Origin of the sequence: Pseudomonas sp. NFPP12, assembly GCF_900103205.1 — a bacterium.
GTDB classification, from domain to species: Bacteria; Pseudomonadota; Gammaproteobacteria; order Pseudomonadales; family Pseudomonadaceae; genus Aquipseudomonas; species Aquipseudomonas protegens.
The window spans coordinates 162,297-182,542 of the sequence record NZ_FMWW01000006.1 but is presented as its reverse complement, the minus strand read 5'-3'; the positions used below and the strand labels follow the sequence as shown (position 1 = coordinate 182,542).

The 20,246-nt window shown below is 62.8% G+C and carries 13 protein-coding genes and 2 tRNA genes; 11 read left to right on the top strand and 4 right to left on the bottom strand.

The genetic code is table 11. The annotated features are described in order from the left end of the window. Positions 1-49 precede the first annotated feature (49 nt). From BLS75_RS25710 to BLS75_RS25695, 4 genes are all read right to left on the bottom strand, one after another. Entirely contained in the window at positions 50-1,615 is a 1,566-nt protein-coding gene (locus BLS75_RS25710; protein ID WP_011058945.1) for an ABC transporter permease, read from the bottom strand. Next, complete coding sequence (locus BLS75_RS25705; protein WP_072452027.1) at positions 1,615-2,640, bottom strand: extracellular solute-binding protein; 1,026 nt, start codon at positions 2,638-2,640, stop codon at positions 1,615-1,617. Before BLS75_RS25705 ends, BLS75_RS25710 begins: the two co-directional genes overlap by 1 nt. Before the next feature lie 185 nt (positions 2,641-2,825). Next, a tRNA-Leu gene (locus tag BLS75_RS25700) sits at positions 2,826-2,912 on the bottom strand. A gap of 165 nt (positions 2,913-3,077) precedes the next feature. Continuing rightward, positions 3,078-3,164 (bottom strand) — tRNA-Leu (locus BLS75_RS25695). Between the two features lie 226 nt (positions 3,165-3,390). On the opposite strand from BLS75_RS25695, the gene rnr reads away from it, so the two are divergent. The 11 genes from rnr (at position 3,391) to BLS75_RS25640 (ending at position 20,228) form a co-directional block, all read left to right on the top strand. Next, positions 3,391-6,018, top strand: coding sequence for a ribonuclease R (rnr, locus tag BLS75_RS25690; protein WP_011058947.1), 2,628 nt, complete (start codon positions 3,391-3,393; stop codon positions 6,016-6,018). Next, positions 6,015-6,782, top strand: coding sequence for a 23S rRNA (guanosine(2251)-2'-O)-methyltransferase RlmB (gene rlmB / locus BLS75_RS25685; RefSeq protein ID WP_015633942.1), 768 nt, complete (start codon positions 6,015-6,017; stop codon positions 6,780-6,782). Before rnr ends, rlmB begins: the two co-directional genes overlap by 4 nt. A gap of 250 nt (positions 6,783-7,032) precedes the next feature. Further along, the gene (gene rpsF, locus BLS75_RS25680) at positions 7,033-7,458 is read left to right on the top strand and encodes a 30S ribosomal protein S6 (RefSeq protein ID WP_011058949.1); all 426 of its coding nucleotides are present in this window, start codon (positions 7,033-7,035) and stop codon (positions 7,456-7,458) included. Between the two features lie 28 nt (positions 7,459-7,486). Then, a complete protein-coding gene (gene rpsR, locus BLS75_RS25675) occupies positions 7,487-7,717 on the top strand; it encodes a 30S ribosomal protein S18 (protein WP_002551829.1) in 231 nt (76 codons plus the stop codon). Positions 7,718-7,753: 36 nt separating this feature from the next. Beyond that, a complete protein-coding gene (locus BLS75_RS25670) occupies positions 7,754-8,653 on the top strand; it encodes a hypothetical protein (RefSeq protein ID WP_011058950.1) in 900 nt (299 codons plus the stop codon). Between the two features lie 21 nt (positions 8,654-8,674). After that, a complete protein-coding gene (rplI, locus tag BLS75_RS25665) occupies positions 8,675-9,121 on the top strand; it encodes a 50S ribosomal protein L9 (protein ID WP_007921484.1) in 447 nt (148 codons plus the stop codon). A gap of 124 nt (positions 9,122-9,245) precedes the next feature. Next, the gene (dnaB, locus tag BLS75_RS25660; protein WP_007921486.1) at positions 9,246-10,643 is read left to right on the top strand and encodes a replicative DNA helicase; all 1,398 of its coding nucleotides are present in this window, start codon (positions 9,246-9,248) and stop codon (positions 10,641-10,643) included. Between the two features lie 289 nt (positions 10,644-10,932). Beyond that, positions 10,933-13,230 carry a YgiQ family radical SAM protein gene (locus BLS75_RS25655; protein WP_072452026.1) on the top strand — a complete coding sequence of 766 codons (2,298 nt, stop codon included), beginning with the start codon at positions 10,933-10,935 and terminating at the stop codon, positions 13,228-13,230. A gap of 258 nt (positions 13,231-13,488) precedes the next feature. Beyond that, on the top strand, positions 13,489-16,764 hold the full coding sequence (locus BLS75_RS25650) for a transglutaminase family protein (RefSeq protein WP_072452025.1): 3,276 nt from the start codon (positions 13,489-13,491) through the stop codon (positions 16,762-16,764). Positions 16,765-16,851: 87 nt separating this feature from the next. Then, complete coding sequence (locus tag BLS75_RS25645; protein WP_072452024.1) at positions 16,852-19,338, top strand: circularly permuted type 2 ATP-grasp protein; 2,487 nt, start codon at positions 16,852-16,854, stop codon at positions 19,336-19,338. Continuing rightward, positions 19,338-20,228, top strand: a complete 891-nt coding sequence (locus BLS75_RS25640) for a transglutaminase family protein (protein WP_072452023.1) — start codon at positions 19,338-19,340, stop codon at positions 20,226-20,228. The genes BLS75_RS25645 and BLS75_RS25640 overlap by 1 nt, the downstream gene beginning before the upstream one ends. The last annotated feature ends 18 nt before the right edge of the window (positions 20,229-20,246 follow it).

Below are 20,246 nucleotides of genomic sequence, written 5' to 3'. Positions count from 1 at the left end.
CGGCAAGCCGGCTCCTGCCGCCTTACTGCAGGAGCCGGCTTGCCACCTCTCAGCGACTCAAATACATCCGCGTTGTCAGCAGATAGACCGGTAGCCCTGACACCAGTATCAACAGCGCCGCATAAGGTGCCGCCGCTGCAAACTCCACATTCGCCGTATGCGCCCACACTTCTGTGGCCAGGGTGTTGAGCCCGGTTGGGCTGAGCAGCAGGGTCGCTGTCAGTTCCTTCATCGCATCCAGAAAGACCAGGGCGAATGCCGCGCCCAGCGCCGGGAAGATGATCGGCAGGGTCACTCGGCAAAAGGCGCTGAACGACGATGCGCCGAGGGTTCTTGCTGCTTCTTCCAGCTGTGGCGCGGCCTTGTTCAGCGCGGTGCGGATCGGCGCCTGGGCCAGGGGCAGGAACAGCAGGGCATAGGCAATCAGCAGCAGCGCCGAGGTCTGGTACAGCACCGGCACATAGTGCAGCGCGAAATACACCAGGGTCAGGGCGATCACCAGCCCTGGCAGGGCGTGCAGCAGATAGGGCAGGCGCTCTGCCCAGATGGCCAGGCGCCCCTTGTAGCGCACCACCAGCAGGCCCACCGGCACTGCCAGCACCAGGCACAGGCCGGCGCCGCCCAGGGACAGGGCCAGTGAAGACAGCAATGCTTCGCTGATTGCCGCGACGGGGAATGCTGCCGATGAACCGACGGCCAGCCAATAGGCAAGCATGCCCAGGGGTACACCGCTGCCGATCAGCGCCAGCATCAGGCAGTAAAGCTGTCCGCCTATGCTCCAGCGTCCCAGGCGTACCTGTTCGGCGTGCCTGGCTGCGCCCTGGCCGGTGCGTACATGGCGGCCCTTGCCGCGGACGCGCAGTTCCAGCCCCAGCAGCAGCAGGCACAGCGCCAACAACACGGCCGACAGCATGGCGGCGTTGGCATTGCTGAACTCCAGCTCGAATTGCTGGTAGATGGCGGTGGTGAAGGTCTGCAGGCCGATGATCGACAGGGCACCGAATTCCACCAGCATATGCAGGGCAATCAGCAGCGAGCCGGCCAGCAATGAAGGCCAGAGCAAGGGCAAGGTGATCTTGAAGAACACGCCCCAGCGATTTTGCCCCAGGGTCCGTGCCGATTCCTCCAGGGAGGGGTCGAGATTGCGCAGGGTGGCCGCCACCGGCAGGAACACCAGCGGGTATTTGGACAGGGTCATCACCAGGATCGCGCCGCCCAGTCCTTCGAACCCGGCGCTCAGGGATACCCAAGTGAAGCTGCTGACAAAGGCCGGTACGGCGAAGGGCAAGCACAGCACCACGCCCCAGATCCGCCTTCCCGGCAAATCGCTGCGTTCCAGCAGCCAGGCCAGGGACAGGCCGAGCACGGCGCAGGCAAGGGTCACCCCGAGCATCAGCAGCAGGGTATTGCTCAGCAGGCGCAACACATAGGGGCGCCACAGCAGGTGCAGGGCTTCAGCCCAGCCGGCCTGCCAGGCCTTGAGGCCGACATATAACAGTGGCAACAGGCTCAGGCAGACCAGTAGCAGGACTGGCAGCAGTAGCCAGATCGAAGGCCGCTTGCGCCTCGGCACAAAGGTGGTGCGCAAGGCGGAAGCGGATGGCGATGGATTCATCAGTTCAGGCCGACGTCACGTTCCAGGTCCAGGGCTTCCTCGGCATTGCCGAGATCGGCTGGGGTCACCTTCGGGGCTTCCAGTTCATTGAAGGGCTTGAGTCCGCGATCGGACTGCATGCCTTTATGCAGCGGGTACTCGGCCGTGGTCTGGGTAATCACCCGCTGGCCTTCTTCGCTGGCCATGTAGGCCAGAAGCTGCTGGGCCTCTTTCGGATGCTTGCTGGACTTGAGTACGGCTGCGCTGGACACGGTGATCAGGCCGCCGACGTCGCCGCCCGTGAAGTAGTGCAGTTTTGAGTCGAGCTGGCCTTTTTCCCGTTGCAGGGCAAACCAGTAGTAGTTGTTCACAAGGACCGTGGCCACTTCGCCGTTTTCCACGGCTTTGAGGGCCACCATGTTGTTGCTGTAGACCTTGCCGAAAGCCCGCAGGCCGGTCAGCCATTCTTCGGCAGCATCCTTGCCGTGCATCTTGATGATGGCCACGGCCTGTTCCTGGAAGGCGCCGCTGGTGGGCACGAAGCCAACCTTGCCTTGCCACTGCGGCTGGGAGAATTCCATCACCGACTTGGGCAGGTCTTTTTCGTCGATCAGTTTCGGGTTGAAGGCGACGACTCGTACGCGCGCGGTGACACCGATCCAGGTACCGTTGCCCGCAACATATTCCTTGGGCAGCACGGCCAGGGTCGTGGCGTCGGTCTGGGCCAGCAGGCCCTGCTCGCCGAGTTTGTTCAGGGGAGGGGATTCTTCGGTGTAGATCACGTCAGCTGGGGAGCGGTCGCCTTCTTCGACAACCTGGCTGGCCAGTTGATTGCTGCTGCCCTTGCGGACATTCACATGGATGCCGGTCTTGGCTTCGAAAGCCTTGGCTACCGCGTCGCCGACTTCCTTGTGCTGACCGTTGTACAGGGTCAGGGAAACCGGATCGGCTGCCTGGGTGAAGGGGGATGCCAGGGTCAGCCCCAGCAAAGTGATGGTCAAGCCACGCAGAAGGGATGTTGGAAGGAGGGTATTTCTGAACATCATTCGCAGGTTTCCTCACTGTAGTGTCGCAAAAACTTGTAACAATCATAAACGATATCGTTTCTCATGTGCGCTTTGCGGATGCGGAGGAAGGTGATGGCGCGGGGAAATATCAGGGGGCAGAAACGCAAAAACCCGCTTTCGCGGGTTTTTGTTAGACTTGAAAGCGATGCTCTCAAGTTTTGAATTGGTGCCCAGAAGAAGACTCGAACTTCCACGACCTTGCGGTCACCAGCACCTGAAGCTGGCGTGTCTACCAATTTCACCATCTGGGCAGTATCGACGTCGTCGCCGTGTCGATGGAGCGCACTATACGGACAGCGTTTTGATCTGTAAACCCCTGTTTTGGTTTTATTAAATCAAACACTTAGAATGCAAAAACCCGCTTTCGCGGGTTTTTGTTCGAGCCTTGAAACTGATCTAATCTCAAGCTCTTGAATTGGTGCCCAGAAGAAGACTCGAACTTCCACGGCCTTGCGGCCACCAGCACCTGAAGCTGGCGTGTCTACCAATTTCACCATCTGGGCAGTATCGCTGACGTCTCCGTCGTCGATGGCGCGCACTATACGGAGGCTCTTTTAAGCTGTAAACCCCAGATTTCAAAAAAGATTGAAAAAAGTCTCCGGCGGTATGCGTGACGATGTTTCTGAGGCGATGGCGAGGATTATTCCCAGGTTGTCTGAGCCTGAAATTTCCCGTTTCAATACGCGTATGCCAAACTAACCCGCATATAGACAAGGTGAAATTTATCTAATGGCCGATTGGCAGTCCCTCGATCCCGAGGCCGCTCGTGAAGCGGAAAAATACGAAAACCCTATTCCTAGCCGCGAACTCATCCTTCAGCATCTTGCTGACCGGGGTTCGCCTGCTAGTCGCGAGCAGTTGGTAGAAGAGTTCGGTCTGACCACGGAAGACCAGCTGGAAGCCCTGCGCCGCCGCCTGCGCGCCATGGAGCGCGACGCTCAACTGATCTATACCCGCCGCGGCACCTATGCGCCGGTGGACAAGCTCGACCTGATTCTCGGCCGTATCAGCGGTCACCGCGACGGCTTCGGCTTCCTGGTGCCGGATGATGGCAGCGACGACCTGTTCATGAGCCCGGCGCAAATGCGCCTGGTATTCGATGGCGACCGCGCCCTGGCGCGGGTTTCCGGCCTGGATCGTCGTGGCCGTCGCGAAGGCGTGATCGTCGAAGTGGTGTCCCGTGCCCACGAAAGCATCGTCGGTCGCTACTTCGAAGAAGGTGGCATTGGTTTCGTGGTGGCAGACAACCCGAAGATCCAGCAGGAAGTGCTGGTAACGCCGGGGCGCAATGCCAATGCCAAGATCGGTCAGTTCGTCGAAGTGAAGATCACTCACTGGCCGACGCCGCGCTTCCAGCCGCAAGGCGATGTGGTGGAAGTGGTGGGCAACTACATGGCACCGGGCATGGAAATCGACGTTGCCCTGCGCACCTACGATATTCCTCATGTCTGGCCAGAGGCGGTGCTCAAGGAAGCCGGCAAGCTCAAGCCCGAAGTGGAAGAGAAGGACAAAGAGAAGCGCATCGACCTGCGTGATCTGCCTTTTGTCACCATCGACGGCGAAGACGCCCGCGACTTCGACGACGCTGTTTTCTGCGAAGCCAAGCCCGGCAAGCTGCGCCTGTTCGGTGGTGGCTGGAAGCTGTATGTGGCGATTGCCGACGTCTCCAGTTACGTGAAGATCGGTTCGGCTCTGGATGCCGAAGCCCAGGTGCGCGGCAACTCGGTGTACTTCCCCGAGCGGGTGATCCCGATGCTGCCCGAGCAACTGTCCAACGGCCTGTGCTCGCTGAACCCGAAAGTCGATCGCCTGGCCATGGTTTGCGAGATGACCATCTCCAAGTCCGGCGAGATGACCGATTACCAGTTCTACGAAGCGGTGATCCACTCCAAGGCGCGTCTGACCTACAACAAGGTCAGCACCATGCTCGAGCAGCCGAAAACCAGCGAAGCCAAGCAGTTGCGCGGTGAATACGGCGATGTCCTGCCGCACCTGAAGCAGCTGTATGCGCTGTACAAGGTCTTGCTGGGGGCTCGTCATACCCGGGGCGCCATCGACTTCGAGACCCAGGAAACCCGGATCATCTTCGGTTCCGAGCGCAAGATCGCCGAAATTCGTCCGACTACCCGCAATGATGCGCACAAGCTGATCGAGGAATGCATGCTGGCGGCCAACGTGGCCACCGCCGAGTTCCTCAAGAAGCACGAGATTCCGGCCCTGTACCGGGTGCACGATGGTCCGCCGCCGGAGCGTCTGGAAAAACTGCGCGCCTTCCTCGGCGAACTGGGCCTGTCCCTGCATAAGGGCAAGGATGGCCCGACGCCGAAGGACTACCAGGCATTGCTGGAAACCATCAAGGACCGTCCGGATTACCACCTGATCCAGACCGTGATGCTGCGCTCCCTGAGCCAGGCGGTGTACAGCGCTGATAACCAGGGCCACTTCGGCCTGAATTACGAAGCCTATACCCACTTCACTTCGCCGATCCGTCGCTACCCGGACCTGTTGACCCATCGGGCCATCCGCAGCGTCATCCACTCCAAGCAGGACACGCCGCACGTGCGTCGCGCCGGGGCGATGACCATTCCGAAGGCGCGTATCTATCCGTACGACGAAGCGACCCTGGAGCAGCTCGGCGAGCAGTGCTCGATGAGCGAGCGTCGTGCCGATGAGGCTACGCGGGACGTAGTGAACTGGCTCAAGTGCGAGTTCATGAAGGATCGTGTGGGCGAGTCCTTCCCGGGTGTGATCACCGCGGTGACCGGTTTCGGCCTGTTCGTCGAGTTGACCGACATCTACGTCGAGGGCCTGGTGCACGTCACCGCCTTGCCGGGGGACTACTACCACTTCGACCCTGTGCATCACCGCCTGGCGGGCGAGCGCACCGGTCGCAGCTTCCGCCTGGGCGATACCGTGGAAGTGCGGGTCATGCGCGTCGACCTGGACGAGCGCAAGATCGATTTCGAAATGGCCGAGAAGACCATCAACGCACCGATCGGCCGCAAGAAGCGTGGCGCCGCGGACGCACCTGCCAGCAAGGTCGTGGAAGAGCCGGCTCCAGCCAAGGCGGGGCGTCGCAGCTCCGCCAAGGAAAAGGCGGTCGAGGCTTATCGCCCAAGCGATGCTGCAGCGAAAAACGCCGAAGTGCGCAAAAGCCGCGAAATGAAGCGGGCGCTGCTGGCCGAAGCCAAGGGCGGTGGTAAAGCGACGTCTGCGGGAAAGTCCGGTAAGCCGGCGCCCTCGCGCGCTGGCGAAAAGCCCGCCAAGCCGAGCAAACATCGTAAAGGTCCGCCCAAGGCGGGCTCCGCTTCCGGCGCTAAAAGCGGCGGGGCGCGCAAACCTAAGGCCAAGTCATGAGTCAGTTGGAAAAGATCTACGGCGTGCATGCCGTAGAAGCGTTGCTGCGTCACCATCCCAAGCGGGTCAAGCAGATCTGGTTGGCTGAAGGGCGCAGTGATCCACGGGTTCAGGTTCTGGTGGACCTGGCTGCGCAGAACCGTGTTTCGGTTGGCCAGGCCGAGCGTCGTGAGATGGACGCATGGGTTGAAGGCGTGCACCAGGGCGTAGTGGCGGAAGTCAGCCCGAGCCAGGTGTGGGGCGAGGCCATGCTCGACGAGCTGCTGGACCGTACCGAAGGCGCGCCGTTGCTGCTGGTGCTGGACGGTGTGACCGACCCGCATAACCTCGGGGCCTGCCTGCGTACTGCCGATGCGGCCGGTGCCCTGGCAGTGCTGGTGCCCAAGGACAAGTCGGCGACCCTGACTCCGACCGTGCGCAAAGTGGCCTGCGGCGCCGCCGAAGTGATTCCGCTGGTAGCCGTGACCAACCTGGCCCGCACCCTGGAGAAGCTCCAGCAGCGTGGGCTGTGGATCGTCGGCACCGCCGGCGAGGCCGAACAGGAACTGTACGACCAGGACCTGACCGGCCCGACCATCATCATCATGGGGGCCGAAGGCAAGGGCATGCGTCGCCTGACCCGCGAGCACTGCGACTACCTGGTACGCCTGCCGATGGCCGGCAGCGTCAGCAGCCTCAACGTCTCCGTGGCCACGGGCGTATGCCTGTTCGAAGCCATGCGCCAGCGCGGTGCCAAGGCCAAGGCCGGCGCCAAGAAAGCCTGACCCACAGTTGTAGGAGCCGGTCTGCCGGCGAGGCGCATGCTGCCGTCCATCGTCGGCATGCCGGCTCCCGCAGGTGGTTGTTCAAATAATCACCAATTGCCTTGCGCCGCTGTTCCCCCTTCTCTACAATTGCGCCCCTTGCCGTGACGGCAGGCGCATATGTGCCTACTACCAGGCAAGACACACCAGTGTCATTCACTCCTTGTCTGACCGCTTATAGGCGGCAGGCTACAACCCGTAAGGAGCATTCATGCGTCATTACGAAATCATCTTTTTGGTCCACCCGGATCAAAGCGAGCAAGTCGGCGGCATGGTTGAGCGTTACACCAAGCTGATCGAAGAAGACGGCGGCAAAATCCACCGTCTGGAAGACTGGGGCCGTCGTCAACTGGCCTACGCAATCAACAATGTTCACAAGGCTCACTACGTGATGCTGAACGTTGAGTGCACCGGTAAAGCCCTGGCTGAGCTGGAAGACAACTTCCGTTACAACGATGCTGTGATCCGTAACCTGGTCATCCGTCGCGAAGAAGCCATCACTGGCCAATCCGAGATGCTCAAGGCTGAAGAAAACCGCAGTGAGCGCCGTGAGCGTCGTGACCGTCCTGAGCATGCTGACAGCGCCGATGGCGATGACAGCGACAACAGCGACGCCAGCGATAACGCTGACGAGTAATCCACGGACCTTTTGAGGAGCCAATTACATGGCACGTTTCTTCCGTCGTCGTAAATTCTGCCGCTTCACCGCTGAAGACGTGAAAGAGATCGATTACAAAGATCTCAACACTCTGAAAGCCTACGTATCCGAGACCGGCAAAATCGTTCCAAGCCGCATCACCGGTACCAAAGCTCGTTATCAGCGTCAGCTGGCCACCGCTATCAAGCGCGCCCGCTTCCTGGCCCTGCTGGCCTACACCGACAGCCACGGCCGCTGAGATCGGGCAGTCGACAAGTAGTAAGGGATTGAATGCATGCGCGCCTTAGCTGAGTTCATCATGCGCGGTCGTATGCAGGCCACTCTGGTAGTGGCTGGCTGTTCGGCATTGCCGTTGTTGTATTGGTTGGGTGCTGCCGCCGGAAGCCTGGTGCTTCTGCGGCGCGGATTGAAGGATGCCCTTGGCGTCCTCGCTCTGGGAGTGCTGCCAGCTTTGCTCTGGTGGCTGACGTTCGATGACCCGCGGGCACTTCTGGTGCTGCTGGGTTCTTCGAGTCTTGCGTTGGTTTTGCGCGCAAGCGAGTCCTGGAGCCGCGTGCTGCTGGTCAGCATAGCGATGGGGTTGGTGTTTGCTGGAGTCCTGGGTGCGGCTTTCCGCCCTCAGATCGAAGCGCTGTCACAGGAATTGATAAAAATCCTGCCGATGGCCTTGGGTGAGGTCTACCAGCAGCTATCGGTTGAAGAGCGAGCTCGTCTTGCCACGCTGATTGCACCGATCCTGACCGGCCTGATAGCGGCACTGTTGCAAGCCATCAGCGTGCTGAGCCTGATTCTTGGGCGTTACTGGCAGGCTGTGTTGTATAACCCGGGTGGTTTTGGTCGCGAGTTTCGCGCCATCAGAATCCCTCTTGGGCCAGCGATGTTGCTGCTGGCGTGCATGCTGGTGGGGCCGAACTTCGGACCTCAACTGGCCATGCTGACGCCAATGTGCAGTGTCCCGCTGGCTTTTGCCGGGCTGGCCCTGATTCACGGGCTGGTGGCACAAGGGCGACTGGCCAGGTTCTGGCTGGTGGGGTTGTACGTCACGCTGTTGCCATTCATGCAGCTGATCTATCCGTTGCTCGTGGTCCTGGCCATTGTCGACAGTCTGGTTGATTTTCGCGGTCGTTTGGCGCCGAAAGACGCTGATAACGGCTCTGCGAACGGTGAAGGTTAAAAGTTAAGAGGTTATTACCAAATGGAACTGATCCTGCTGGAAAAAATCGCCAACCTGGGCAACCTGGGCGATAAGGTAAACGTTAAGGCTGGTTACGGCCGTAACTACCTGCTGCCTTTCGGCAAAGCCACCGCTGCTACCGCTGCCAACCTGGCTGCGTTCGAAGCGCGTCGTGCCGAGCTGGAAAAACTGGCTGCAGAGAAGAAGGCTTCTGCCGAAACTCGCGCTGCGCAACTGGCTGAGCTGGAAGTGACCATCACTGCCACCGCCGGTGACGAAGGCAAGCTGTTCGGTTCGATCGGCACCCACGACATCGCTGATGCACTGACCGCCTCGGGCGTTGAAGTGGCAAAAAGCGAAGTTCGTCTGCCGAACGGCACCATCCGCAACGTAGGTGAATTCGACGTAGCCGTGCACCTGCACGCTGAAGTTGAAGCAACCGTACGCGTTGTCGTGGTGGCTGCTTAAGCAGTACCAAATCGTCTGGCACCTTGTGTGGCTGACGGTTAACATCGGGCACGATCCTGTTTACAGGTCGTGCCCTTTGTCTTTCTGCTGATCCTGATTTTCATCCCCCGAATTCCAAGTGGCCATGAACGATATCTCCGCTCCCGAGCAATACGATCTGCAAACCGCTGCCCTGAAGGTGCCGCCGCACTCCATCGAGGCCGAACAGGCCGTGCTCGGTGGTCTGATGCTGGACAACAACGCCTGGGAACGTGTGTTGGATCAAGTGTCCGACGGCGATTTCTACCGGCATGACCACCGTTTGATCTTCCGCGCCATCGCCAAGCTGGCCGACCAGAACATGCCCATCGACGTGGTCACCCTGTCCGAGCAACTGGACAAGGAAGGCCAGACTTCACAGGTCGGCGGTCTGGGCTACCTGGGCGAGCTGGCGAAGAACACTCCGTCGGTGGCCAACATCAAGGCCTATGCGCAGATCGTTCGCCAGCGGGCAACCCTGCGCCAGCTGATCGGCATCAGCACGGAGATCGCCGACAGTGCCTTCAACCCGGAAGGGCGCACCGCCGAAGAGATTCTCGACGAGGCCGAGCGGCAAATCTTCCAGATCGCCGAAGCGCGGCCCAAGACCGGCGGCCCGGTGGGGGTCAACGAACTGCTGACCAAGGCCATCGACCGCATCGATACCCTGTTCAATACGGACAACGCCATCACCGGCCTGTCCACCGGCTATACCGATCTCGACGAGAAGACCAGCGGCCTGCAGCCGGCCGACTTGATCATCGTCGCCGGCCGTCCGTCCATGGGTAAGACCACCTTCGCCATGAACCTGGTGGAGAACGCGGTACTGCGCAGCGACAAGGCGGTGCTGGTGTACTCCCTGGAGATGCCAGGTGAATCGCTGATCATGCGTATGCTCTCCTCCCTGGGCCGCATCGACCAGACCAAGGTCCGTTCCGGCCAGCTGGAAGACGACGACTGGCCACGCCTGACCTCGGCGGTCAACCTGCTCAACGACCGCAAGCTGTTCATCGACGACACCGCGGGCATCAGCCCCTCGGAGATGCGTGCGCGGACCCGGCGTCTGGTGCGTGAGCACGGCGATATCGCCCTGATCATGATCGACTACCTGCAGCTCATGCAGATTCCAGGCTCCAGCGGCGACAACCGGACCAACGAGATTTCCGAGATTTCCCGGTCCCTGAAGGCCCTGGCCAAGGAGTTCAACTGCCCGGTAGTGGCCCTGTCCCAGCTCAACCGCTCCCTGGAGCAACGTCCCAACAAGCGCCCGGTGAACTCCGACTTGCGGGAATCCGGAGCGATCGAGCAGGACGCCGACGTGATCATGTTCGTCTACCGGGACGAGGTGTATCACCCGGAAACCGAGCACAAGGGCATTGCCGAGATCATCATCGGCAAGCAGCGGAACGGCCCCATCGGCTTTATCCGCCTGGCGTTCATCGGCAAGTACACCCGCTTCGAGAACCTCGCCCCGGGCAGCTACAACTTCGACGACGACGAATAACGGCGCCAGCCATGGTGGTTGGCCGGCTCTGGTGGGGCAGCGTGCTCCCGCTGGAGCAAGCTGCGGCCCCAAGGCCGATCGGCGTCTTGCTCCAGATATATTGTCGCCACCGACTCTGCGTCTGCTGCGCAGGCGAGTGGGAGTAAGCGCCCTCGCCACGGGGCGCGTGACGTGACAATGAATTCCGACCCTTTTGGTCGGAATTGGTTATTTTTTGTGCTATATTCCGCGCCCGCGAATTTCCCTGTGAATCAACGCGTCCCTATCCAAGCCAACACCGGTCATCGACATGCAAGCAGCCAAGCCGTTATTTGACTATCCCAAGTACTGGGCCGAATGTTTCGGGCCAGCACCCTTCCTGCCCATGAGCAGGGAGGAGATGGATCAGCTCGGCTGGGATTCCTGCGACATCATCATCGTCACCGGTGATGCCTACGTCGATCACCCGTCGTTCGGCATGGCGATCATCGGCCGGCTGCTGGAGTCCCAGGGCTTTCGCGTCGGGATCATCGCCCAGCCCAACTGGCAGTCCAAAGACGACTTCATGAAGCTCGGCGAGCCGAACCTGTTCTTCGGTGTCGCTGCCGGCAACATGGACTCGATGATCAACCGCTACACCGCCGACAAGAAAATCCGCTCCGACGACGCCTACACCCCCGGTGGCCTGGCGGGCAAACGCCCGGATCGTGCGAGCCTGGTCTACAGCCAGCGCTGCAAGGAAGCCTACAAGCACGTGCCGATCGTCCTGGGCGGCATCGAAGCCTCCCTGCGCCGCATCGCCCACTACGACTACTGGCAGGACCGGGTGCGCAACTCGATCCTGATCGACGCCAGCGCCGACATCCTGCTCTACGGCAACGCCGAGCGGGCGATTGTCGAAGTGGCCCAGCGCCTGTCCTACGGCCACAAGATCGAAGACATCACCGACGTGCGCGGCACCGCCTTCATCCGCCGCGACACGCCCAAGGACTGGTACGAAGTGGACTCCACCCGTATCGACCGCCCGGGCAAGATCGACAAGATCATCAACCCGTACGTCAACACCCAGGACACCCAGGCCTGTGCCATCGAGCAGGAAAAAGGCCCGGTCGAAGATCCCCAGGAAGCCAAGGTGGTGCAGATCCTGGCCAGCCCGAAGATGACCCGGGACAAGACCGTGATCCGCCTGCCGTCCATGGAGAAGGTGCGCAACGACCCGGTCCTGTACGCTCACGCCAACCGCGTGCTGCACCTGGAAACCAACCCGGGCAACGCCCGCGCCCTGGTGCAGAAGCATGGCGAGATCGATGTCTGGTTCAACCCGCCGCCCATCCCGATGACCACCGAGGAAATGGACTACGTGTTCGGCATGCCTTATCAGCGCATTCCGCACCCGGCCTATGGCAAGGAAAAGATCCCGGCCTACGACATGATCCGTTTCTCGGTGAACATCATGCGCGGCTGCTTCGGCGGTTGTACTTTCTGCTCCATCACCGAGCACGAAGGGCGGATCATCCAGAACCGTTCCGAAGAGTCGATCATTCGCGAGATCGAAGAAATTCGCGACAAGGTTCCAGGTTTTACCGGGGTCATTTCCGACCTCGGCGGCCCGACCGCGAACATGTACCGCATCGCCTGCAAGAGCCCGGAAATCGAATCCGCGTGCCGCAAGCCGTCCTGCGTGTTCCCGGGCATCTGTCCGAACCTGAATACCGACCATTCGTCGCTGATCCAGCTGTATCGCAGCGCCCGTGCCTTGCCCGGGGTGAAGAAGATCCTCATCGCCTCCGGCCTGCGCTACGACCTGGCGGTGGAATCGCCGGAGTACGTCAAGGAGCTGGTGACCCACCACGTGGGCGGCTACTTGAAGATCGCCCCGGAACACACCGAGGAAGGTCCGCTCAATCAGATGATGAAGCCGGGCATTGGCACCTACGATCGCTTCAAGCGGATGTTCGAGAAATACTCCAAGGAAGCGGGCAAGGAGCAGTACCTGATTCCGTACTTCATCGCCGCCCACCCGGGCACCACCGATGAAGACATGATGAACCTGGCCCTGTGGCTCAAGGGCAACGGCTTTCGCGCGGACCAGGTACAGGCGTTCTACCCGTCGCCGATGGCCACCGCCACGGCCATGTACCACTCGGGCAAGAACCCGCTGCGCAAGGTCACCTACAAGAGCGACGGCGTGACCATCGTCAAGAGCGAGGAGCAGCGCCGCCTGCACAAGGCGTTCCTGCGCTACCACGACCCGAAGGGCTGGCCGATGCTACGCGAGGCTCTGCTGCGCATGGGCCGTGGCGACCTGATCGGTCCGGGCAAGAACCAGCTGATTCCGACCCATCAGCCGGCTACCGACAGCTACCAGAGTGCCCGTCGCAAGAATTCGACACCGGCCGGCAGCCACAAGGTGGCCAAGGAAACCAAGATCCTTACCCAGCACACCGGGCTGCCTCCTCGCGGCAGCGACGGCGGCAATGCCTGGGACAAGCGTGAACAGGCCAAGGCTGCGGCGTTTGCCCGCAACAAGCAGGCGGCCAAGGAGCGTGCCGACGCGGCCAAGGGCAAAGGCAAGAAGCCGACCCGCAAGCCGGTAGTACCGCGCTAACCCGCACCGCAAGACGCCAGCCACGGAGCTGGCGTTTTGCTTTTAGGGTGATGGGTTTTCTTGCCTGCGCGGGTGTCCATATGCCTGGCCATTGGGCGCCGTCTGGCACATTTATGTGCAACGGCCTGCACAGGGACACACCGGTTGCGCGGTTTTGGTGCTGTACTGCCCTGAGTCGTTGAACAACTCCCGGGACTTGGGCGCTGGCACAAGTCTTGCGCGGGTTCACCCACCGCTCAGGCTCGCAGGAGGCACGCCGTGTCGATTCATGTCGCATTGCACCATGTCACGCACTATCGCTACGACCGCGCCGTCGAACTGGGCCCGCAGATCGTCCGCCTGCGCCCGGCGGCCCACAGCCGCACGCGAATTCTTTCCTATGCGCTGAAGGTCCAGCCCGAGCAGCATTTCATCAATTGGCAGCAGGACCCGCAGGGCAATTACCTGGCGCGTCTGGTGTTCCCGGAAAAAACCAGCGAGCTGCGGATCGAAGTCGACCTGCTGGCGGAAATGGCGGTGTTCAACCCGTTCGATTTCTTCCTCGAGCCCTACGCCGAGCAGATTCCCTTCGCTTATGCCGCAGATGAACAGCGTGAGCTGGCGCCCTACCTGGAAACCCTGCCCCTGACGCCGAGGTTCCAGGCTTACCTGGACGCCATTTCGCGTACACCGCTGCCGGCGGTGGATTTCCTGGTGGGCCTGAACCAGCGGTTGAGTACCGACATCGCCTACCTGATCCGCATGGAGCCCGGGGTGCAGACTCCGGAGCAGACCCTGCTCAACGCCTCCGGCTCCTGCCGGGACTCGGCCTGGCTGCTGGTGCAATTGCTGCGCAACCTGGGGTTGGCGGCGCGCTTTGTCTCCGGCTACCTGATCCAGCTGACGGCGGACGTCAAATCCCTGGATGGCCCCTCCGGCACCGAGGTGGACTTCACCGACCTGCATGCCTGGTGCGAGGTGTACCTGCCGGGCGCCGGCTGGATCGGCCTGGATGCCACGTCCGGGCTGTTCGCCGGGGAAGGGCATATTCCCCTGGCCTGCAGCCCCGACCCCTCTTCAGCGGCGCCCATCACCGGGCTGGTGGAGCCCTGCGAATGCGAATTCAGCCATGAGATGAGTGTGGAGCGCATCTGGGAAGCGCCCCGGGTGACCAAGCCCTACACCGACGAGCAATGGCTGGCGATCCAGGCCCTGGGCCGGCAGATCGATGTCGACCTGCTGGAGGCGGATGTGCGCCTGACCATGGGCGGCGAACCGACTTTCGTCGCCATCGACGATCCCGATGGCCCGGAGTGGAACACGGCAGCCCTGGGGACGAACAAGCGCCGCCTGGCCGGCGAGCTGTTCCAGCGCCTGCGCCAGCACTATGCGCCCCAGGGCCTGCTGCACTTCGGCCAGGGCAAGTGGTACCCGGGGGAGCAGCTGCCGCGCTGGTCGCTGAATTGCCACTGGCGTCGCGACGGTGTACCGGTGTGGCGCAACAACGCGCTGATTGCCGATGAGCATGAAGATTACGCCGCCGATGCGTTGTTGGCCGGACGTTTTCTGGCCAGTGTCGCCGAGCGTCTGAAGCTGCCTGCGCGTTTTGTGTTTCCCGCCTACGAGGACAATTTCTACTACCTGTGGCGCGAAGGCAGCCTGCCGCTGAATGTCAGCGCCGAGGATTCGCGGCTGGAGGATGCCCTGGAGCGGGAGCGCCTGCGCAAGGTTTTCAGCCAGGGGCTGGACAAGGTCATCGGCCAGGTCCTGCCCTTGGCCCGTACCGCCAAGGGCGACCAGTGGCAGAGCGGGCGCTGGTACCTGCGCGATAACCATTGCCGGCTGGTACCGGGTGATTCGCCCCTGGGCTATCGCTTGCCCCTGGCGTCCCAGCCCTGGGTGACGGCGGCGGAGTATCCGTTCATTCATGCCACCGATCCGAACCAGGATTTTCCCGAACTGGGGGGCGCGGCTCAGCTGGCAGCGATTGATGAGCCGGCAGTGGCCGACGAGCGGGTGCCCCAGGTGGACGAGTCCGCCGACTGGCTGACCCGTACCGCGCTCTGCGCCGAGGCGCGCGAGGGACGGTTGTATCTGTTCATGCCGCCCCTGGAGCGTCTGGAGGATTACCTGCAACTGGTCAGCGTGATCGAGGCCACGGCCGAGGAGCTGCGCTGCCCGGTCTTGCTGGAGGGCTACGAGCCGCCGGCGGACCCGCGCCTGTGCAACTTCCGGGTGACCCCGGACCCGGGGGTGATTGAAGTCAACGTGCAGCCCTCGGTCAGTTGGGACGAGTTGGTGGAGCGCACCGAGTTTCTCTATGAGCAGGCCCGGCAGACGCGCCTGACCAGCGAGAAGTTCATGATCGATGGGCGCCACACCGGCACCGGTGGCGGCAACCATTTTGTCCTTGGCGGAGCCACCCCGGCCGACTCGCCGTTCCTGCGGCGCCCCGACCTGCTGCGCAGCCTGATCAGTTACTGGCACAACCACCCGTCGCTGTCCTACCTGTTTTCCGGGTTGTTCATCGGCCCCACGTCCCAGGCACCGAGGGTCGACGAGGCACGCAATGACGCGCTGTACGAGCTGGAGATTGCCTTCGCGCAGATGCCGGCTCCCGGCCAGGAGTGCGCGCCCTGGTTGGTGGACCGCCTGCTGCGCAACCTGCTGATCGATGTCACCGGCAACACCCATCGCGCCGAGTTCTGCATCGATAAGCTGTATTCGCCGGATGGCGCCACCGGGCGCCTTGGCCTGCTGGAGCTGCGGGCCTTTGAAATGCCGCCCCATGCGCGCATGAGCCTGGCCCAGCAGTTGCTGCTGCGGGCGCTGGTGGCGCGCTTCTGGCGCGAGCCTTACGCGCCGGCCCGGTTGGCGCGCTGGGGCACCGAACTGCACGATCGTTTTCTGTTGCCGCACTTTATCGAACAGGATTTCGCTGATGTATTGGTGGAGCTGAATGCCGCCGGCTACCCGCTGCGGGCCGAATGGTTTGCCGCGCACCTGGAGTTCCGCTTTCCCAAGGTCGGCGATTACGCCGTCAGTGGCATCGAGCTGGAACTGCGCCAGGCCCTGGAGCCCTGGCATGTGCTGGGGGAGGAGGGCGCGGCGGGTGGCACGGTGCGTTATGTCGACTCTTCCCTGGAGCGCCTGCAGGTCAAGGTCGGCGGCCTGGTACCCGAGCGCCATGTGTTGACCTGCAATGGCGTGGCGCTGCCCCTGCATCCCACCGGGCGGGTCGGCGAGTTTGTCGCCGGGGTACGTTACCGCGCCTGGCAGCCGGCCAATTGCCTGCAACCCACTATCCCGGTGCATGCACCTTTGGTGTTCGACCTGCTGGATACCTGGATGCAGCGCTCCCTGGGCGGCTGCCAATACCATGTGGCCCACCCCGGCGGGCGCAATTACGACAGCCTGCCGGTGAATGCCAACGAGGCGGAAAGCCGGCGCATGGCGCGCTTCTTCCGCCTGGGCCATAGCCCGGGAAGCCTGGAGGTGCCGCCAGTGGTGATCAATGCCGAGCTGCCGCTGACCCTGGATTTACGACGTTTCTAATCCACCTGCGACGCCTGTGAGATAGCCATATCCGGGCGTCATGGCGGTGCGTTAATCTGACTTTCCCTGCCGTCTGCCGAGTGTTCCATGCCTGACTTGCTAGACCGTTACCCGCTGACGGCGGGTACCTACCACGAGTTGCTGGATGACCAGGGCCAGGTCCGGGCGCACTGGCAGCGGCTGCTGGAACAGTTGCAGCGCAGCAGCCCCGGTCAACTGGCCCAGCGCCAGGCGCTGCTGACCCGGCAGATCCACGAGAACGGCGTCACCTACAACGTCTATGCCGACCCCAAGGGCGCCGACCGGCCCTGGGAACTGGACCTGTTGCCCCATGTGATCGCGGCGGATGAATGGCAGTTGCTGTCCACCGGAATCGCCCAGCGCGCTCGCCTGCTCAATGCCGTGCTGGCGGACCTGTATGGCCCGCAGCGGTTGATCCGCGAAGGGCTGTTGCCGGCGGAACTGGTGTTCGGCCACAACAATTTCCTCTGGCCATGCCAGGGCATCTGCCCGCCGGAACAGACCTTCCTGCACCTGTATGCCGTGGACCTGGCCCGCAGCCCGGACGGGCGTTGGTGGGTCACCGCCGACCGTACCCAGGCGCCCTCCGGGGCCGGCTATGCCCTGGAGAACCGCATGAGCGTGTCCCGGGCGTTCCCCGACCTGTACCGCGACCTGCAAGTGCAGCACCTGGCCGGGTTCTTCCGCACCCTGCAGGAAACCCTGGCCCGCCAGGCACCCCGGGACAGCGAAGCGCCACTGGTGGTGCTGCTGACGCCAGGGCGGTTCAACGAGAGCTATTTCGAGCACCTGTACCTGGCGCGACAGCTTGGCTACCCGCTGGTGGAGGGCGGCGACCTGACCGTGCGTGATGCCACGGTGTACCTCAAAACTCTCAGCGGCCTGCGCCGGGTGCACGCCATCATGCGTCGCCTGGACGACGATTTCTGCGATCCGCTGGAGTTGCGCACCGACTCGGCCCTGGGGGTTCCCGGGCTGCTGGACGCGGTGCGCCAGGGCCGGGTGCTGGTGGCCAACGCCCTGGGCAGCGGGGTGCTGGAATCCCCCGGCCTGCTGGGCTTCCTGCCGAAGATCAGCCAGTTTCTGCTGGGCGAGGAACTGCTTCTGCCGTCCATCGCTACCTGGTGGTGCGGCGAGGCCCCGGTGCTGCAGCAGGCCCTGGAAAAACTCCCGGATCTGCTGGTCAAGCCGGCCTTCGCTTCCCAGAGCTTCACCCCGGTGCTGGGCCGCGATCTGAACGCCGAGCAACGCCGGCGATTGGCTGAGCGCATGCGGGCGCGGCCCTATGCCTATGTCGCCCAGGAATTGCCGCAACTGTCCCAGGCGCCGGTCTGGCAGGCCGAGAACGGGCAGTTGCAGCCCCGTGCCATCGGCATGCGGGTGTATGCGGTGGCCAGCGAGGACGGCTACCGGGTGCTGCCCGGAGGACTGACCCGGGTCGCTGCCCAGGCCGGTGCCGAAGTGGTGTCGATGCAGCGCGGTGGCGCCAGCAAGGACACCTGGGTGCTGGGTGAGCGGGCGCCCAGCGGCGAGCAGTGGAAGGCCCAGCGCACCATCGGCGTATATGACCTGGTGCGCCGCGATCCCTACCTGCCGTCGCGGGTGGTGGAAAACCTGTTCTGGTTCGGCCGTTATTGCGAGCGCTGTGACGACAGTGCGCGGCTGCTGCGGATCATGCTGGCGCGCTATGTCGACGGCGATGACCCGCAAGCCTTGCTGGCCGCGGTGGACCTGGGAGAAAGCCTGATGCTGCTGCCGGATGAGGGCGAGCTGCCCGAGCGCCTGCTGGCGGCCCTGTTGGGTGAGGACTGGTCCTTCAGCTTGCGCTCCAACCTGCAACGCTTGCAGTGGGCGGCTTCCCAGGTACGCGGCAAGCTGTCCCGGGAAAACTGGCAGGCCCTGGTGGAGCTGCAGCGCGAGGCCCAGGAGCTGGACACTCCGGAGCCGGATTTCGCCGAACTGCTGGATTTTCTCAACCGCCTGGTGATGTCCCTGGCGGCGCTCTCCGGCTTCGCCCTAGACGACATGACCCGCGACGAAGGCTGGCGCTTCCTGATGATTGGCCGGCGCATCGAGCGCCTGCAGTTCCTCAGCAGCAGCCTCGCGGCCTTCCTGCGGGGCACCGCGGCCTTCGACCAGGCCGGCCTGGACTGGCTGCTGGAGCTGGGTAACAGCAGCATCACCTACCGGTCGCGCTACCTGGCGGTGGCGCAGTTGATTCCGGTCCTCGACCTGTTGCTGCTGGATGAACAGAACCCCCACGCCGTGTTGTTCCAGCTCAAGCTGGTGACCCGCACCCTCAAGCGCCTCAACGATGATTTCGGCGTGCCCCGCGAGCTGGCGCTGCCGCGGCTGGTGGAGCGCCTGGCGCATTTCGACCTGGGCTGCCTGGAGAACTCGCTGTTCGGCGAGGCCAGTGTGCACGCCGCAGTGGAGGGCCTGGCGGACCTGCTGCAGGAGATCGCCGAGGTCAGCGGGCAGGTTTCGGACCGCCTGGCGCTGCGGCATTTCGCCCATGTGGATGATGTCAGCCAGCAAACGGTGTCGGTCTGATGAGCGCGCGCTACCAGGTGTTCCACGACACCCACTACCGCTACGACAGCCCGGTATCCCTGGCCCAGCAACTGGCGCACCTGTGGCCTCGGGCCTGTGCCTGGCAACTGTGCAGCGAGCGGCAATTGCTGATCAGCCCCGACCCTACCAGCCGTCGTGACGAGAAGGATGTATTCGGCAACCCGCTGACCCGCCTGGCCTTCGAGCGCCCCCATGACGAATTGCTGGTCAATGCCCAGCTCAGTGTCGAGGTGCTGGAGCGGCCGGCGCTGGATTTTGCCGCGTCACTGCCCTGGGATGCCGCCCGCGGCGCCCTGACCTACAGCGGCCAGCCCTTGCCCGAGGCGTTGCTGGAAGCCTGTCGCTACCGTTTCGAATCGCCTTATGTGCATCTGAAGCAGAGTTTTGTCGAGTTCTGCGCCAGTTGCTTCGTACCGGGGCGGCCGCTGTTGCAGGGCGCCCAGGCGTTGATGGAGAAGATCTTCAGTGAGTTCACTTTCGACGCCGAAGCCACCCAGGTGGCGACGCCGCTGGTGGAGGTGCTGGAACGTCGGCGCGGGGTGTGCCAGGACTTCGCCCACCTGATGCTGGCCTGCCTGCGCTCGCGAGGGCTGGCGGCGCGCTATGTCAGTGGCTACTTGCTGACCCAGCCACCGCCGGGGCAGCCGCGGCTGATCGGCGCCGATGCTTCCCATGCCTGGGTTTCAGTGTTTTGCCCGGTGCTGGGCTGGGTGGATTTCGACCCGACCAACAACGTGCAGCCGGCGCTGGAGCACATCACCCTGGCCTGGGGCCGGGATTTTTCCGATGTGTCGCCGTTGCGTGGGGTGATTCTGGGAGGGGGCAGCCATGACCCGGATGTTCGGGTCACCGTCATGCCCCTGGCATGACACGGCCATCTCCGACCT

Excerpts from the sequence above, each read along its gene's own strand:
- BLS75_RS25655 (WP_072452026.1), top strand. The coding sequence starts at position 10,933 with ATGCAAGCAGCCAAGCCGTTATTTGACTATCCCAAGTACTGGGCCGAA.
- rlmB (WP_015633942.1), top strand. The coding sequence starts at position 6,015 with ATGAGTCAGTTGGAAAAGATCTACGGCGTGCATGCCGTAGAAGCGTTG.
- BLS75_RS25710 (WP_011058945.1), bottom strand. The coding sequence starts at position 1,615 with ATGAATCCATCGCCATCCGCTTCCGCCTTGCGCACCACCTTTGTGCCG.
- BLS75_RS25640 (WP_072452023.1), top strand. The coding sequence starts at position 19,338 with ATGAGCGCGCGCTACCAGGTGTTCCACGACACCCACTACCGCTACGAC.
- BLS75_RS25705 (WP_072452027.1), bottom strand. The coding sequence starts at position 2,640 with ATGATGTTCAGAAATACCCTCCTTCCAACATCCCTTCTGCGTGGCTTG.
- BLS75_RS25645 (WP_072452024.1), top strand. The coding sequence starts at position 16,852 with ATGCCTGACTTGCTAGACCGTTACCCGCTGACGGCGGGTACCTACCAC.
- rpsF (WP_011058949.1), top strand. The coding sequence starts at position 7,033 with ATGCGTCATTACGAAATCATCTTTTTGGTCCACCCGGATCAAAGCGAG.
- dnaB (WP_007921486.1), top strand. The coding sequence starts at position 9,246 with ATGAACGATATCTCCGCTCCCGAGCAATACGATCTGCAAACCGCTGCC.
- BLS75_RS25670 (WP_011058950.1), top strand. The coding sequence starts at position 7,754 with ATGCGCGCCTTAGCTGAGTTCATCATGCGCGGTCGTATGCAGGCCACT.
- rplI (WP_007921484.1), top strand. The coding sequence starts at position 8,675 with ATGGAACTGATCCTGCTGGAAAAAATCGCCAACCTGGGCAACCTGGGC.
- rnr (WP_011058947.1), top strand. The coding sequence starts at position 3,391 with ATGGCCGATTGGCAGTCCCTCGATCCCGAGGCCGCTCGTGAAGCGGAA.
- rpsR (WP_002551829.1), top strand. The coding sequence starts at position 7,487 with ATGGCACGTTTCTTCCGTCGTCGTAAATTCTGCCGCTTCACCGCTGAA.